The 15847-nt window shown below is 46.6% G+C and carries 14 protein-coding genes and 1 pseudogene; 10 read left to right on the top strand and 5 right to left on the bottom strand.

The annotated features are described in order from the left end of the window. Positions 1-33: 33 nt before the first annotated feature. Entirely contained in the window at positions 34-2562 is a 2529-nt protein-coding gene (locus tag H9L11_RS06295; RefSeq protein WP_005378748.1) for a class I adenylate cyclase, read from the top strand. Between the two features lie 69 nt (positions 2563-2631). On the opposite strand, the gene cyaY is transcribed toward H9L11_RS06295, so the two are convergent. Then, a complete protein-coding gene (gene cyaY, locus H9L11_RS06290) occupies positions 2632-2946 on the bottom strand; it encodes an iron donor protein CyaY (RefSeq protein WP_005383391.1) in 315 nt (104 codons plus the stop codon). Here cyaY and H9L11_RS06285 point away from each other — a divergent pair. The 7 genes and pseudogenes from H9L11_RS06285 to H9L11_RS06255 all read left to right on the top strand — a co-directional run bounded on the left by H9L11_RS06285 (position 2926) and on the right by H9L11_RS06255 (position 10266). Beyond that, positions 2926-3137: pseudogene (locus H9L11_RS06285) on the top strand (lipoprotein). The gene cyaY and the pseudogene H9L11_RS06285 sit on opposite strands and share 21 nt — an antisense overlap. Before the next feature lie 61 nt (positions 3138-3198). Next, complete coding sequence (gene lysA / locus H9L11_RS06280; protein WP_033907276.1) at positions 3199-4452, top strand: diaminopimelate decarboxylase; 1254 nt, start codon at positions 3199-3201, stop codon at positions 4450-4452. A 10-nt stretch (positions 4453-4462) separates the two neighbouring features. Further along, positions 4463-5293 carry a diaminopimelate epimerase gene (gene dapF / locus H9L11_RS06275; protein ID WP_006743008.1) on the top strand — a complete coding sequence of 277 codons (831 nt, stop codon included), beginning with the start codon at positions 4463-4465 and terminating at the stop codon, positions 5291-5293. After that, positions 5287-6018, top strand: a complete 732-nt coding sequence (locus H9L11_RS06270; RefSeq protein ID WP_005383398.1) for a DUF484 family protein — start codon at positions 5287-5289, stop codon at positions 6016-6018. The genes dapF and H9L11_RS06270 overlap by 7 nt, the downstream gene beginning before the upstream one ends. Then, positions 5984-6916 (top strand): tyrosine recombinase XerC, encoded by a 933-nt coding sequence (xerC, locus tag H9L11_RS06265; protein ID WP_033907275.1) that lies wholly within the window; start codon positions 5984-5986, stop codon positions 6914-6916. The genes H9L11_RS06270 and xerC overlap by 35 nt, the downstream gene beginning before the upstream one ends. A gap of 8 nt (positions 6917-6924) precedes the next feature. After that, positions 6925-7641, top strand: coding sequence for a 5-amino-6-(5-phospho-D-ribitylamino)uracil phosphatase YigB (gene yigB, locus H9L11_RS06260; RefSeq protein ID WP_033907278.1), 717 nt, complete (start codon positions 6925-6927; stop codon positions 7639-7641). Between the two features lie 138 nt (positions 7642-7779). Continuing rightward, positions 7780-10266, top strand: coding sequence for an EAL domain-containing protein (locus tag H9L11_RS06255; protein WP_033907274.1), 2487 nt, complete (start codon positions 7780-7782; stop codon positions 10264-10266). An 83-nt stretch (positions 10267-10349) separates the two neighbouring features. On the opposite strand, the gene H9L11_RS06250 is transcribed toward H9L11_RS06255, so the two are convergent. Both H9L11_RS06250 and H9L11_RS06245 read right to left on the bottom strand, forming a co-directional pair. Further along, positions 10350-10946, bottom strand: coding sequence for a tRNA-uridine aminocarboxypropyltransferase (locus tag H9L11_RS06250; protein WP_033907272.1), 597 nt, complete (start codon positions 10944-10946; stop codon positions 10350-10352). After that, positions 10946-12496 (bottom strand): membrane protein, encoded by a 1551-nt coding sequence (locus tag H9L11_RS06245; protein ID WP_033907271.1) that lies wholly within the window; start codon positions 12494-12496, stop codon positions 10946-10948. Before H9L11_RS06245 ends, H9L11_RS06250 begins: the two co-directional genes overlap by 1 nt. Before the next feature lie 47 nt (positions 12497-12543). Here H9L11_RS06245 and H9L11_RS06240 point away from each other — a divergent pair, with 47 nt between their 5' ends. After that, positions 12544-13014 (top strand): EVE domain-containing protein, encoded by a 471-nt coding sequence (locus H9L11_RS06240; protein WP_005378735.1) that lies wholly within the window; start codon positions 12544-12546, stop codon positions 13012-13014. 50 nt (positions 13015-13064) lie between these two features. On the opposite strand, the gene H9L11_RS06235 is transcribed toward H9L11_RS06240, so the two are convergent. Together H9L11_RS06235 and H9L11_RS06230 are read right to left on the bottom strand one after the other, a co-directional pair. Further along, positions 13065-13889, bottom strand: a complete 825-nt coding sequence (locus H9L11_RS06235) for a Cof-type HAD-IIB family hydrolase (RefSeq protein WP_017636084.1) — start codon at positions 13887-13889, stop codon at positions 13065-13067. Positions 13890-14133: 244 nt separating this feature from the next. Beyond that, positions 14134-15144: an alpha/beta fold hydrolase gene (locus tag H9L11_RS06230; RefSeq protein WP_005378733.1), complete on the bottom strand. Its 1011-nt coding sequence runs from the start codon at positions 15142-15144 to the stop codon at positions 14134-14136. A gap of 65 nt (positions 15145-15209) precedes the next feature. Here H9L11_RS06230 and rhtB point away from each other — a divergent pair, with 65 nt between their 5' ends. Beyond that, on the top strand, positions 15210-15827 hold the full coding sequence (gene rhtB / locus H9L11_RS06225) for a homoserine/homoserine lactone efflux protein (RefSeq protein ID WP_005378732.1): 618 nt from the start codon (positions 15210-15212) through the stop codon (positions 15825-15827). Positions 15828-15847 lie beyond the last annotated feature (20 nt).

Here is a 15847-nt window from a genome sequence, read left to right as displayed (position 1 = left end):
GATTTTCGTGATTGTTCAACCAAGGAATTCCCCTTGCAGGCTTACACCCAAAAAATCATCCAGCGACTAGATAATTTGAATCAGCAGCGAGTTGATCGCGCGCTGGCGCTTATGGATTCGCAAAGCCAGCAAGTCTTCCATTTGATTCCTGCCTTGTTGAACTACAACCATCCTGTAATTCCTGGCTATTATGATGCCGATGTCCCTTTTGGTGTGCATGGGCTTGAACTAAATAGCATTCAGCAACAATTCATAGATGATATTCAACTTGCCATTGGTCAGCCGCTCAAGACGGTAGAAAAGCCCGCTATATTGGGTTTGTACACCATGGGCAGTACCTCCTCGATTGGTCAAAGTACTTCCAGTGATTTGGATATTTGGGTGTGTATCTCACCAGAGATGGATTGTGACGAACGCGAGTTATTGACCAATAAATGCTTACTCATCACGGATTGGGCACAAAGCAAAGGCGTGGAAGCGAACTTTTTCTTAATGGATAAAGAGCGCTTTAGAAGCAATCATTCTGAGGAGATGACAGGTGATAACTGTGGTTCATCTCAGCACTTACTTTTGCTAGATGAATTCTATCGTAGTGCGGTGCGTATTGCCGGACAGCGTTTGTTATGGCAAATCGTGCCGCCAGAAATGGAAGAGTGTTACGACGAGTACGTTTCTCAACTGTGCAGTGATGGTTACATCGACTGTAGTGAATGGATCGACTTTGGTAAATTGAACTGCATTCCTGCTGAAGAATACTTCGGCTCGAACTTGTGGCAGTTATACAAAAGCATCGACTCTCCCTACAAATCGGTATTAAAAGCCATCTTGCTAGAAGCTTACTCGTGGGAATACCCGCATACTCAATTGTTAAGTATCGACACTAAGCGTCGTTTCTTTGCCCATGAGCCTGACCTCTATGGCATGGATGCGTACTACTTAATGTTGGAAAAAGTAACCCGTTACTTAGAGCGAATTCAAGACGATACACGTTTGGATTTGGTGCGTCGCTGTTTCTATCTCAAAACCCATGAAAAACTATCTCGTGAGCCGAATATTGGCTCAGTAGCTTGGCGTCGTGAAGCACTGAGCGATATGATTGCAAAATGGAATTGGGATGCCAGTGTCGTTGCAGAGCTCGATGACCGCCGTAATTGGAAGGTTGAACAAGTAAAGGTGGTACATCATGCATTGCTGGATGCGTTGATGCAAAGCTACCGTAACTTGATTCAATTTGCGCGTCGTAACGACATCACTTCTGCTATCAGTCCGCAAGACATCAGTATTTTGGCCCGTAAACTCTACGCTGCTTTTGAAGTATTGCCGGGCAAAGTAACGTTACTAAACCCACAGATTTCACCTGATCTGCACGAGCCTGACTTGAGCTTTATCGAAGTGAAAAAAGGGGGGGTAAACAAGTCTGGTTGGTACCTCTATAAACAACCGCTTATTGCGCACCGCATTTTGGGGCAACCATATCTAGAGCATCATGAATACTTGAGTAAGTTGGTTGCTTGGGCATTCTTCAATGGCTTGATCACTGAATCGACTCGTTTACATGCCGTGGTACGTGAAGCGCAGCTAGATATTGATAAGTTTTACCAAATGGTGAGTGACTTACGAAATACTTTTGCGTTGCGTAAGCGTCGTCCATCTATGCAGGCGCTAGCGAGTCCTTGTGAAATAAGCCAGCTTGCGATGTTCATCAACTTCGAAAATGATCCGACGTCTGAACTTTCTGGTCGTTCGCTGAAAGTGGATGTTAAGAACACCGATATTTTTAGCTTTGGTCCAGAACATAAAAATTTAGTCGGCAGTGTTGACCTTGTTTACCGTAACTCTTGGCATGAAGTGCGTACGCTGCATTTCAAAGGGGAAACGGCGATGCTGGATGCACTGAAAACCATTTTGGGCAAAATGCACCAAGATGCGTTGCCACCAGAATCAGTGGATGTGTTCTGCTATGCGAAGAACATGCGTGGTGTGATGCGTAATATGGTTTACCAGCTTTTAGCTGAATGTATCGACTTACGCTTGAAACCAGTAGAGCAAGAGAAACGCCGCCGCTTTAAAGCGATGCGTCTTGGTAACCAGACTTATGGGTTGTTCTTTGAACGTCGTGGTGTGTCGGTGCAGAAGCTAGAAAATTCCATCGATTTCTACCGCAGCATTTCTACTAACAAACTCAAAGGCTCGCCGCTGTTAATGCTCGATCGTGAGCAAGAATATCAAATGCCGGAAGCGGTGGATGGGTTTGCCAGTGAAGGTCTGGTGCAGTTCTTCTTTGAAGATAACGAAGATGGCTTCAATATTTATGTGTTGGATGAGTCAAATCAAGTGGAAGTGTATCACCAATTTAGCGGCTCTAAAGATGAAATGATTTCGTCTGTAAACAGCTTCTACACGTCGGTAAAAGACGATAGTCGCGTCGCGTCTAAGTTTATTAACTTTAACCTGCCTCAGTACTATCAAATTATTCACCCTGAAGAGGGGAATGCGTATATCATTCCTTACCGTAATGACGGTTGTTCACCGAGTCGCCCGACCAAAACTGTGAACGCGTAATTAAACCCGTATCAATAAACAAAAAGAGCACTTCGGTGCTCTTTTTGTTTTGGTGACGATTGACCAGAATTATGCCCAATCAATGGCTTCGCCCGCGTGCTTTTCACATTCTTGCTTCACCATTTCAAATAGCTCCATACCCGTTTTTGAGCAGGTCCATTTACCTTCAATAAGTTTGAAGTGGAAACCACCAGATTTGGACGCTAGCCAGATCTCATGCATCGGCTCTTGGCGATTAATGATGATTTGGCTGCGGTCTTCAAATTCCAATGTCATTACGTTGCCAGTGACTTCGTAATCAATGTCTGCGCCTGAATCATCGATGGATTCTTCGATGATTTGCATCTGCGCATCCACCAGTTGATGAAATTCAGTATCGTTCATCCGTCTATCCTATTGCTTTTCCTGAGTGTGGTGCGATTATAGGGGGCATTGATTCAATAATCACGATATGCGAAATGAAAAAATTAGTTACTGTGTTGTTTGTGATGGTTGCCGCGACCTTAGCGGGGTGTGGTCAGTCTGGCTCACTATACATTCCAGATGACACTCAACAGAATGAGCAATCACAATAAATAACCGCACCTTAGGGTGAAATTAGGGTTCAGCAGTCGAATAAAATAAGGGAAGCGAATTTTGGATTACTTCAACTATCAGGATGATGGCCAGCTTTGGGCCGAAGACGTCCCACTTCAAGCTCTTGCAGAGCAATATGGCACTCCTCTTTACGTATATTCTCGAGCCACGCTAGAGCGCCATTGGAAGGCGTTTGATAGTGCTGTGGGTCAGCATCCTCACCTGGTTTGCTACGCGGTGAAAGCCAACTCAAACTTAGGCGTATTGAACACGCTAGCGCGTTTGGGATCGGGTTTTGACATCGTGTCGGGTGGTGAACTTGAGCGTGTGATTGCCGCAGGCGGTGATCCGAAAAAAGTCGTTTTCTCTGGTGTTGGTAAAACATCGGCAGAGATGAAGCGCGCTCTTGAGCTAGGTATCAAATGTTTCAACGTTGAATCTGAGCCAGAGCTAGAACGTTTGAACAAGGTTGCGGGTGAGCTTGGTGTGATTGCGCCAATTTCTCTTCGTATCAATCCAGATGTCGACGCGAAAACACACCCTTACATTTCGACTGGTCTTCGCGACAATAAATTCGGCATTGCGTTTGATCGTGCGCCAGATGTTTATAAATTCGCGCAAAGCCTGCCTAACTTGAATGTGCAAGGTATCGACTGCCACATTGGTTCTCAGCTGACCAATATAGACCCATTTATCGACGCGACAGACCGTTTATTAGCTCTGATTGATGATTTAAAAGCGCAAGGCATTAACATTCGCCATCTTGATGTCGGTGGCGGTTTGGGTGTGGTCTATCGTGATGAATTACCACCTCAGCCTTCTGATTACGCCAAAGCGTTACTAGGCCGTCTTGAAAATCACCAAGACTTGGAGCTGATCTTTGAGCCAGGCCGTGCAATTGCTGCGAACGCAGGTATCTTGCTAACGCGTGTTGAGTTTTTAAAACATACTGAGCATAAAAACTTTGCGATTATCGACGCTGCAATGAACGACTTGATGCGTCCTGCGCTATACCAAGCATGGCAAGATATTGTGCCAGTTTCACCGCGAAAGGGTGAAGCTCAGACTTACGACTTGGTTGGTCCTATTTGTGAAACCGGCGACTTCTTGGGTAAAGATCGCGCACTCGTTTTGCAAGAAGGTGATCTACTCGCGGTTCGTTCAGCAGGTGCCTATGGTTTTGTGATGTCTTCGAACTACAATACTCGTACCCGAGCGGCAGAAGTGATGGTGGACGGTAAACAAAGCCACTTAGTTCGCCAGCGTGAGGAGCTGACCAGTTTGTGGCAGCTGGAACAGATTCTACCGGAGTAACACACAACAAATGCATTTCCACTTTTCCAAAATGCACGGTTTGGGCAACGACTTCATGGTCGTCGACTGTATTACCCAGAACGTGTTTTTCTCGCAAGACCTGATCCGCCGCTTGGCGGATCGTCATACTGGCGTTGGTTTTGACCAATTGCTTGTGGTAGAGGCCCCTTACGACCCTGAAACCGACTTCCATTATCGGATTTTTAATGCCGATGGTAGTGAAGTTGAACAGTGTGGTAACGGTGCACGCTGTTTTGCCCGCTTTGTTCGCTTGAAGGGGCTGACCAATAAATACAGCATCAGCGTAAGCACCAAGAAAGGAAAGATGATTCTCAACATCGAAGATGATGGGGAAGTGACGGTCAACATGGGCGTGCCAGAGTTTGAACCGAACAAAATTCCTTTCAAAGCGAAGCAAAAAGAGAAAACTTACATCATGCGCGCTGGTGAAAAAACGCTGTTCTGTGGCGCGGTAAGCATGGGTAACCCGCATGTGGTGACGGTGGTCGATGACGTGGATACTGCTGATGTCGATACATTAGGCCCGCTGCTTGAGTCGCACGAGCGTTTCCCAGAGCGCGTCAACGCTGGCTTTATGCAGGTGGTGAGTCGTGACCATATTCGTCTTCGAGTTTACGAGCGAGGCGCAGGTGAAACACAAGCTTGTGGTAGCGGCGCTTGCGCGGCGGTAGCGGTTGGGATTCTGCAGGGCTTGTTGGATGAAAACGTTAAGGTTTCTCTACCAGGTGGTGAACTGCGAATTGCGTGGCAAGGTCCGGGTAAGCCGTTGTTTATGACCGGACCTACAACGCATGTATTTGATGGTCAATTGTCTTGCTAGTAGAAGAAAAAGGAAACGGTTTGTCTCAAGTAGAAGCAGATGCCTTAACGGCTGAAGTGGTGGCCGAGTACCTCAAAGATCATCCCGATTTTTTTGTGCAGCGTCCAGAGCTTGTGGATCGTTTATCTTTCCCACACTCAGACTTAGGCGCGGTATCTTTGGTACACATCCAAATGAATCGCCAACGTCAGCGCATTGAAGAGTTAGAGGAAGAGATCACTACACTAATGTCGCTTGCGGCGAACAATGATCGCACCTTTTACGAATTTATGGATTTGCAGGGGCAGATTCTAAAGTGTGGTGACTTTAAACAAGTCATTCACTCTATCGAAGAGAAAGCCAAAGCATTGGGCTTACGTGCGTTTGTTCGATTGTTTAGTCAATGCGACGCATCGATTCAATTGAGTAAGGAAAGTTATCAACGCTTTGCGACCACTCACTTAAATGGCAAAGATGCGTACTTAGGACGTCTTCGCAAAGTGGATCGTGAAGCTTTGTTTGGCAACATGGAAGTGCCGGAAATGGGGTCCTATGTGGTACTACCGCTCGTGAAACAGCAAACACTGGGCGTGCTTGCTTTTTCTAGTGAAGATGGCGGCCATTTTCAGCCAGATATGGATACCTTGTTTTTGCGTCACCTATCATTAGTAGTGGCACATCTCGCTCAAACACTGGTATGGCAAAGTTACGATGACGACAACTCCCAACACTCCTCTGCCAAATAATCTGCAAAAGCCTCTTGAGCGCTTCTATGAATTCTTACGAAGCGAAAAGGGGCTTAGCCTACATACTCAGCGCAATTACAAACAGCAGCTAGAAACAATGGCGCAGCACCTAGCTGAAATGGGGCTCAAAGATTGGTCTCAAGTGGATGCTGGTTGGGTGCGCCAATTAGCAGGTAAGGGCATGCGAGAAGGCATGAAAGCCAGCAGTTTGGCAACGCGCCTCTCATCGCTGCGTAGCTTTTTCGATTTCCTTATTCTGCGTGGCGAGATGTCGGCTAACCCAGCCAAAGGGGTTTCAGCACCTCGCAAAAAACGCCCGTTGCCCAAAAACCTCGATGTTGACGAAGTGAGCCAATTACTTGAAGTCAACGAGGACGACCCGTTGGCTGTGCGCGATCGCGCCATGATGGAGCTGATGTACGGCGCCGGCTTACGTTTGGCTGAGTTGGTGGGTGTGGATGTACGTGATGTACAACTGCGTAGTGGTGAGCTTCGTGTTATTGGTAAAGGCGATAAAGAACGTAAAGTACCGTTCTCTGGGATGGCAACCGAGTGGGTCGGGAAGTGGTTACGCGTTCGTGGTGATTTAGCCGCTCCAGGTGAGCCCGCCTTGTTTGTATCTAAGCTCGGAACGCGTATTTCGCATCGTAGCGTGCAAAAGCGCATGGCTGAATGGGGGCAGAAACAGTCTGTCGCAAGCCATATTAGTCCGCATAAATTGCGTCACTCATTTGCGACACATATGCTCGAATCAAGCAATAACTTACGTGCGGTGCAGGAGCTTTTAGGGCACGAGAACATTTCGACGACCCAAATCTACACGCACTTGGATTTCCAACATTTGGCGCAAGCCTACGACCAAGCCCACCCACGCGCACGCAAAAGAAACGGGGAGTGAGCCGAAGTATGAAATTTTATCGCCGTATCGAGCCTATTAAGGCAATGACCTTTGACCTAGATGATACCCTCTATGACAACTATCCTGTGATCGTTCGCATGGAGCGTGAGTTGCTATCTTGGCTCAAGCACCATCATCCAGCGGTTGCTCATATGAACAAAGCGGATTGGTTTGCTCTCAAACAGCGAGTTGTGCAACAACAACCCGAGCTGAAGAGCGATGTCACTTTATGGCGTTTAGTGCAACTTCAGCAAGCTTTCTCCCAAGTAGGCTACGACGAAGACGCAGCACATGCCGCCGCGAAAGCCGCAGTAGACGTTGCGTTAGACTGGCGTAACTGTTTTGAAGTGCCGCAGCAAAGCCTCGATGTACTGGAGGAACTCACGCAGCACATCCCGTTGGTGGCAATCACCAACGGTAATGTGGATTTAGACCGCATCGGTCTTACGCCTTATTTCCAACAGGTACTTAAAGCAGGACCAGATGGATTGGCGAAACCCGCAACCGATATGTTTACTAAAGCGAAGCGATTCTTGGATATCCCTGCGGAGAATATTCTGCATGTCGGTGATCATCTAACCACGGATGTGCATGGTGCAAAGTTGGCTGGTTTTGCAGCCTGTTGGTTTAATGATATGAATAAAAATGTCATTAACCATTCAAAAACACGTACTTTACCTGATATTGAAATCAATAGTTTGCAGCCGTTACTCACACTTTTTTAATTGCTTTCGCATTAATCCATTCTAATCTCATTTTGTGTCTAGAAAAGCAGCGCAAAGCCACGTAAATTATTCTCTATTAAATAAAAATAGTAACGCCACACGTCGTGGTGAAGATAGTGTTACGGCAGTGGTAGGTCCATGCGAGCTTTTTCAAAACTGGTTCACGATGTCAGTCAACTGAATGACTTTTTAGTCACTTTTCCGACTTCCTCAGATAAACAATATTTAGTACAAATATTGTCGACGCAATCGCGCGAAATTACGACCACACTTGCAGACGCCGTTTTGTCGTCGCTGCCGAATGCTCATGTTATGGGGCATAGTACGCGTAATGTGATTCTGGAAGGGGAGATATTTACCTCTGGTTGCCTAGTGAGTGTGATTGAATTTGAGCAAACCACGCTGACTTCTGCGGTACAAACATACTCTTACTCCCCTGACATTGATGGCGGGGAGCTCAAGCGCTCTCTTCTAATGCAGCATAATTCACAGGTGATCCTCAGCTTTGCTGTGCAAATTGAACGACGTGACTATCCCTTGTTTCAAACCTTCGCCAGTGAAGAAGTAGTGATTTCTGGAGGGTTGGCGCAGAGTATTGACGATGGCTGCTGGGTGCTATATCAAAACCGAGTTTACGATAATGCCGTGGTTGCCGTAGCTTTGCACAGTGATACTTTGAAGCTATGGACTGATGCGTATTCGGAATGGAACCCGATTGGCATGCCACACAAAGTCACTCATGCAAAAGGAACGCGCTTGTATTGTTTAGGTGAGAAGAAAGCGCTGGACGTATACAAGCGTTACTTGGCGGATGGCCATGACGTGACGCTGAGTCAACTGCTCAGCTTTCCTTTATATCGAGAAAGCTTAGGGCGAAAGGAAGTTTGTACGGTAACGGAGCTACACGCTGATGGCAGTATGAGCTTCGACAGGCCCTGGTGTCTTGGTGACGAAGTGCAATTTTGCTATAACCATCCCTCGTTAACGCTCGAGCAAGTGCGGCATGGTGTGGTTGAGTTAGCCATGCACCAACCTGAAGTCGTGATGATTTTTAACTGCGCGTCACGGTTAGACTTTATTGACAGCAGCGACGAAGTCCAAGCATTCAAAGATATTGCGACGACGTTTGGTAGTTACTGTATGGGGGAGCTGCATGGTGGTATTGGTCAGCCCGAAATTCTTCATCACAGCCTGACGTATTTAGCGATGCGAGAGGGAGACGAAGTGCAAACATTGAACTTGCCTAAGTCGCCCGTTAGCTCCTCTATTTCACCGCTGTTTAGCTTGATTCGAAATGCGATCGGCGATCTCAACCATATGAACGCGCATATGGGATATCAACTCGATCGCCAAACGCGCAAGTTACAAGAAAGCTATCGACGCGACAGTCGCACGGGATTACAAAACCGGGTCGCATTGCAAGAGCGGCTGAGTAACATCGATTTGGATGAGCATTTGTTGACTCTAAAGCTACTTAACTTTAGTCATATCAACGAAAAATACGGCTACCGAGTGGGAGATCAATTACTCAAAGATCTCTCAATGCACTTTACGAATCGACTACGAAAGCGTTTCGGCATGCCAACGGCTTTGCAGCTTTATAGTATTGGGGTTGGTGAATGGGCGTTCATATTTAAAGCTGATCAAAGCAGCGAGACCATCAAACAGCACTTTACGCGTTTTGCTGACGCGGTAGAACAAACTAATTTTGAGCCAATTGGCCTACGTGAAATAGATTATCTTTCTATCTCGCTATGCGGCGGCTTAGTGAGTCGTCGAGATTTTCCATCCGCTTCAATAGATGAGCTCTTACTCAAAGGCATCGAAGCGAGGCGCTCCGGTGTACGCAGTAATACCCATATCTGTAATGCGAAAGATATTGAAGTCAGTGAGGATGTGCGTAAAGAGCAACTTGGATGGCTAAGTTGCGTCAGTAGAGCCATTCTCAAACAGAATATCATCACTTATAGCCAACCTATTGTGCATGCGGGTAGCCACAAATTGGCAAGCCAAGAATGTTTGGTTCGTATTCTGGAAGCCGATGGAACGGTGATTGCGCCAGGGCGTTTTCTGCCAATTATCTCTGATACACATCTTTACACTCGACTAAGTCGGCACATGATTCATTCTACGTTGCATTATATGCGAGATAAGCAAGGTGACTTTTCTATAAACTTATCGCCGCAAGATTTGCTCAGTGATAAAACTTTAATGCTTTTAGAGCATGAAATTAGCCAGCTAAATGACCCAAGGCGAATTGGTTTAGAAGTGCTGGAATCTGAGCAGATCAAAGACTACGGCCGAATGATAGAAGTGTGCAGTCATTTTAGAAGCTTAGGGGCGCGTATCATTGTTGATGACTTTGGGTCCGGTTATTCGAATATCGATGAAATCCTAAAGTTGGAGCCAGAAGTCATAAAGCTCGATGGCAGCTTGATTCGTGATATTGATAAAGACTTAAAACAGCGCAAGATCGCTTCCCAGTTGGTGCGTTTGTGCCAGGTGTTTAACGCGGAGACGGTGGCGGAGTTCGTCCACAATCAGGAGGTGTGTACCATTGCACAAGACATGGGGGTGGATTATTTGCAGGGTTACTATCTTGGCGAGCCGACTCGACTGTTTTAATGATGTTTCACGTGAAACTTCTTGTCGTAAAAAACGCAGCGTAGGCTGCGTTTTTTGTTTGGTTCTTCTACTGAGCTTAATGGTTAACGCTTAAGAGCGTGTCCACTCTTTTCAGCTTGGAACAGAGCGAGGTAATGGGCAAAAAAACGCTGCATTTGTTGTTGGTTGTTTTGTTCTCCAAGTTGCCCGAGCAAATGTGCAGCGACTTCAAACGTACACAAATTACCTTGTTGTTGGTTGCGTCGCAGCTGATATTGTGAGTCCGCCGACGCAGACAATCCCATAGTAGGGATACCTTCTAACCAACGGCTCTTATTGATCATCTTGCGCGCCTCTTGCCAGGTGGCATCTAAAATAATAAACAGCGGAGTTTTGGTTTGTTGCTGGCTTTGGAGTACCACATGTTCGAGTGTGATACTTTCTTCACAGGGGAAGAGCAACACCGGATACCGCGACGGATCAGCTAATAGAGTGAGCAATTCTGCTGGTGGCTGTTTGCGATCCCAGATTACTCGCTCAATGTTGAGTTGGCACTGCTCTAGTAGCTGGCCGGTATTAGTATCACGCTTCAGTTCATTCGGATGCATTAACAGCAGGATGTTGTGCTCACTGTTAAGTTTCGGCATTAGCGAGCACATACAATTGAATTGAAAACCGCAGGTTGGACACGGTTGTGACATTACAGACGAACTCCTTCGCGCACCGGGCTTATCCCATCAGAGAACAGACGCACACCACTGACTTGGTTCGGCGTTGCCGTTGGCGCCATGCTTGGGTTGAGTGGGTAGCTAACCCCAGTGTATTGCATCACGTGTTGAGCCGCTTTAGCTCCGCCACCGCTGACATTAAAAATCAGATCTCGCCAACCATGAGAGGTTTGTTGGCCGAGCATAATCGGGCTTTGCACTAGTGTAATGCGGCTATTAAATCGCCATTCCTTTTCGTGATGTTCAAATATCAGCAATGTACAGCCACCGGAACCACACCAATCCAACTGTACCAATAGCTCTTCGTTACCATCGCTGTTGAGGTCGTAAGTTAGCCAACGGTATTGGTTATTGTTGGGGGTGGTTTGATGGATAAAGAAGTAGTTGCGCACCGCGGCATCTACTTTTGAATCAAACTCTGCACTAGAAGGGACGTCAGCACTACCGATGGGGTTGTTGGTGCGTTTTTCGGCTGGTTGCATGATGCCTTCATCACGAACGGTGGCAGGATAAAGGACTAAACCACCATCGGCGATTGGGTATACCAAGTTACCGACTTTTTCTTTGGTCGCTTTGAGCTGATTGCCTTCTCGAGTAAACAGTCGCTCTGACATTAGCCTTTGCTGTTGATGATGCGTCATGACAACTTGAACCTGAGACGGACTTAACTGTTGCCAGTAACCACGCTCGATTAATGGTGCTTGTCCATTGGCGTAACGGTATTTTGTTGTGGCGCTGTGGTCTGGGTTTAAGGTCATTTGTACTTCAAAGCCTTGTGATTGGGTTGAGGTCGCGACATAGGTATTAGCCCAGCCAAGCGTTGCATCGACGTTTGCAGTCATACCACAACCTTGATACGTCTCGCCATCATGTTTTAGTGTTGCTTTCCAGCCATACAAAGAATCGCTCATTGTGTCTGAGCAGAGGTTTTCTGTTAAGCGAAGCTCACCACCTTGCAGTTGATAAGTGCGCTGGCGAGGTTGAAGCTGACTGCTGTTAATCGCTAATTTTGTGGTTTGTTTGCCGATTTGCTGGAATGTTAGTCCATTAGCCTCAAAGCTTGCCGACCAAGAAGGCTCATTACCAAACACGCGAGTTGGTTTGTTTGGTTGCTGACAACGGTTTGGGTTTTCCGTTGTGAGGAAGTTCACTTGTTCCACGACAAAGTTAGCATCGAAATCAGCAGAAAACCCATCGATGCCCGGTGGGTTGAGGTGGCCGATAACCTCGCCATACATAGTCTGGTAAGGCTCGTTATTTAACTGAATTGCTCGTTGCATTTGCTGTGGTGATAGTTGCAACCAATATTGCTTGTCGCTGCCACAAGGCATGATGTATTGGCTCTCGTGACCGACGATCACTTTTCCGCGCAGCATAAAAGTTTGAGGTTGAATGGTTTCAGGCTTATCTAAGGTTGCTGGTGGAGAGGTTGGGTCAGCAGCACCAGATTGTGGCGGCTGTGAACTACATGCTTGCAGAACCAGCAGGGTGGCAAGCGCCACTGGGTTTTTCAAAGCCTTCATGTTATATCTTCCTCATTATTGTTACTCAATCGGCATCGGATGGCATTATGGCATATTGGTTATTTAAAACTGAACCAGATACCTTTTCTATTGACACGCTTCGAACCCAAAAGGTTTCATGTTGGGAGGGAGTTCGTAATTATCAGGCGCGCAATATGATGCGTGACCAAGTGAAGGTGGGCGATTTAGTCCTGATTTACCACTCTTCTTGTAAACATGTTGGCGTGGCAGGTATTGCTAAAGTTGTGAGAGAAGCCTATCCCGATCATTTCCAATTCGATCCCGAAAGCGATTATTACGATCCAAAGTCAGACCCAGACAACCCGCGTTGGATTATGGTGGATGTCGAGTTTGTACGTAAAACGGCGCGAGTGATTCCGTTGTCGGTGATGAAAGCGATGCCAGAACTTGAGAACATGCCGTTGGTGAAACGTGGAAATCGCTTGTCGATTATGCCCGTGACAGAAGAAGAATGGGACGCGATTCTTGGCAAAGAGAAGCTGCCAAGTCAGCGATAAAAGAGAAGGGCTGCGAATGTGCAGCCCTTCATTATTTGGAGTATTGAAGCTTACAGCAAGTGTTCTTGTAGGTAGTGTGCAACCGCATCTTCTGCATTGCTGCCAATTACTTCATTATTTGGTAGAGCTTTCATCACTTTTTCGTGTGATGTACCCATAACTAGCCCTTTACCTGCCATCGACAGCATTTCTACGTCATTCATGCCATCACCAAATGCTACGCAGTTTTCTAACGTGAGGTCGAGTTTTTTCGCTACCGCTTCAAGAGCATGACCTTTAGACACGCCAGCGCTCATTACTTCCAAACACCAAGGCGTTGAAAATGCGATGTTCAGCTTATCACCAAACTGCTCACGTAGTTTGTTTTCAAATACGACCAAACGTTCGTGGTCTTCTCCTGGATGCGTGAAGAAAACTTTCGCAATACCGTCAGTTGGGGCGTGGTCTTCATCAAATAAGACGTAAGTGAATTCATCGTGGAAGTCACGTAACGTTTCATCATCCTTGTTCATCAACCAGCTATCATTTTGATACATGTGAATAAGTATTTCTTGATCATGTTTGATCGTGTCGATCACGCCTTGTACCAGTTCCGCAGGGACATTCTCGCTGTACATTAGCTGATCTTCCTGGTCATGCACTCGGGCACCATTCGACGTGATCATATAAGCTGGAATGCCAACTTGGCGACGGATGCTCGCAACGTCTACGTGGTGACGGCCGGTTGCAAAGACAAAGGTATAACCCTTTTCATGCAGCGCTTTTAGCGTCTCTTTTGAGTAAGCACTGAGCTGATGGTTAGGTGCGAGTAACGTGCCATCCAGATCAGAGGCAACGATTTTGGTGATCTCTTTGCAAGGTAGCGATGTGCTCATGAAGTCCTCGTAAACGGTTTGGATAGTGTGGAACAGGTGAATTGCAAACGGAGTACAGCAGACTGACTAGATCGTACTGCTCCGAATGCGGGGGAACTTGGGCCCGTAGCACTATGCGGTTAAACACTGTGTCAAAGTAGCCAAGTTCAAGCAGTGTACGCCAAAATGAGGATGAAAAAGAGGGTAAATCGATGTGTAGACATTTCCTCTTTAATCTTAGTCGTGAAATGGTCGCCTAGAGTTCTTATTGTGCTTGTTCGTTTGATGGCGATTTAGGGTCATTCATAAAGCGGAAAATCGCATCGAGAGCTTGATTACGATACTTGTCGGTCTCGAACAAGATTTCATGCTGTGCGCCTTCGATAGAAAGCAGCTCCGCGTGCGGGTTGGTTTTCCGCAATTTATCAATAAAACGCTTTTGCGCGAGATTGCTAACAATCCGATCGTTTCCGGCTTGGATTAGGATGACTGGTATTTTGACTTGGCGAGTTAATAAAAAGCACTGCTTAGCGGCCATGAGCCCTTGCCAAACCCAGCGAGTGCTTGGCCCACCGACTTGCAGTTCCGGTTTTTCCGTATATAGGTTTCGGAACCATTGGTAGCGGCCGTAACTTTGGCTAAGTGGGTTATCTTCAAAGGGCTTAGGGAAGTAGGCCTGATGTCCTGGTGCATAGCGTGGCAAAGTCGATACCGCTGACATAATTTGTGTGACCGGAATCGCTATTGGTGATAGGTACCATGGCAGGTTAATGCCAAACATGGGCGCACTTAGAATCAAACCAGTAAAAGGGTGTTCTGGGTGAGTTTGCAGGTAACGTGTGGCGATCGCGCCGCCCATAGAGTGCGCGATGATGAAGCATTGTTGATATTCGCTAAGGTCGTGTTTTTTTACGACGATGTCCATATCATCAATATAATCAGTAAAGTCATAGACGTGACCCATATCTGAGTCAGATAATAAACGATCTGATAAACCTTGACCGCGGTGGTCAAAGGAATAGACATCGAAACCTTGGCGGTAGAGATCGTAAAACAGCTCTTGGTATTTCCAGGAAGACTCAATGCGTCCATTTACGATGAGCACGGCTTTTTTATGCTCTGGGTTGGTTAGCTTGCACCAGTAAATGTTCTTTTTCTCAGTCCCTTTAACAAAGCCCTCTTGGCGAGTTTGCCAAAGTGCTGCGATCGGACCACCAATTGCTTGCTCAAATAATGTCTCTTGAGTATAAGTCAAAGGTGAATGGTTAGTCGCCATTAGTTGATTACCTGAAGATACGTTGTTTACGCGATGTATCATCGAAGAATTAGTGAGGAAATGCAATGGATACCCATGTCTGGTTAGCTTATGTAGTAACAGCAATCGTTTTTAGTTTGGCTCCGGGCTCTGGCACGGTGAACTCAATCAGTAATGGTTTGAGTTACGGTACCCGTAAATCACTGGGTGCCATTATTGGCTTACAAATTGGTTTAGTTATCCACATCGCGCTGGTGGGGGCGGGTATTGGTGCGCTTGTCGCGCAGTCAGCAACCGCATTTTCTGTCATTAAATGGGTTGGTGCCGCTTATCTGGTTTGGTTGGGGATTCAGAAATGGCGCGATACATCAAGCTTAGTCGCAGCTGAAAACCACAACGAGATGTCAGGCACGGCGCTGTTGTACAAGGCAGTGTTGATTAACCTCACCAACCCTAAATCGATTGTTTTTCTGGTGGCGTTGTTCCCGCAGTTTATTGACCCGGCAAAAGACCAAATCACGCAACTGTTGGTGCTTGGCGTCACTACGGTCGTGATTGATGCGTGTGTAATGTTGGGTTACACGAGCTTGGCAGCACAAATGGGACGCTTTATTCGCTCCGATAAAATCATGGGAAAAATAAACAAAGTATTCGGTTCAATGTTCATGGGTTGTGGTGCATTATTAGCAGCTGCAAAGTCATAAGCCATTTATAGGTCCTTCTT

Origin of the sequence: Vibrio sp. sp1, from assembly GCF_016920955.1 — a bacterium.
Taxonomy (GTDB): domain Bacteria; phylum Pseudomonadota; class Gammaproteobacteria; order Enterobacterales; family Vibrionaceae; genus Vibrio; species Vibrio alginolyticus.
This window is presented reverse-complemented; position numbering and strand designations above follow the sequence as displayed.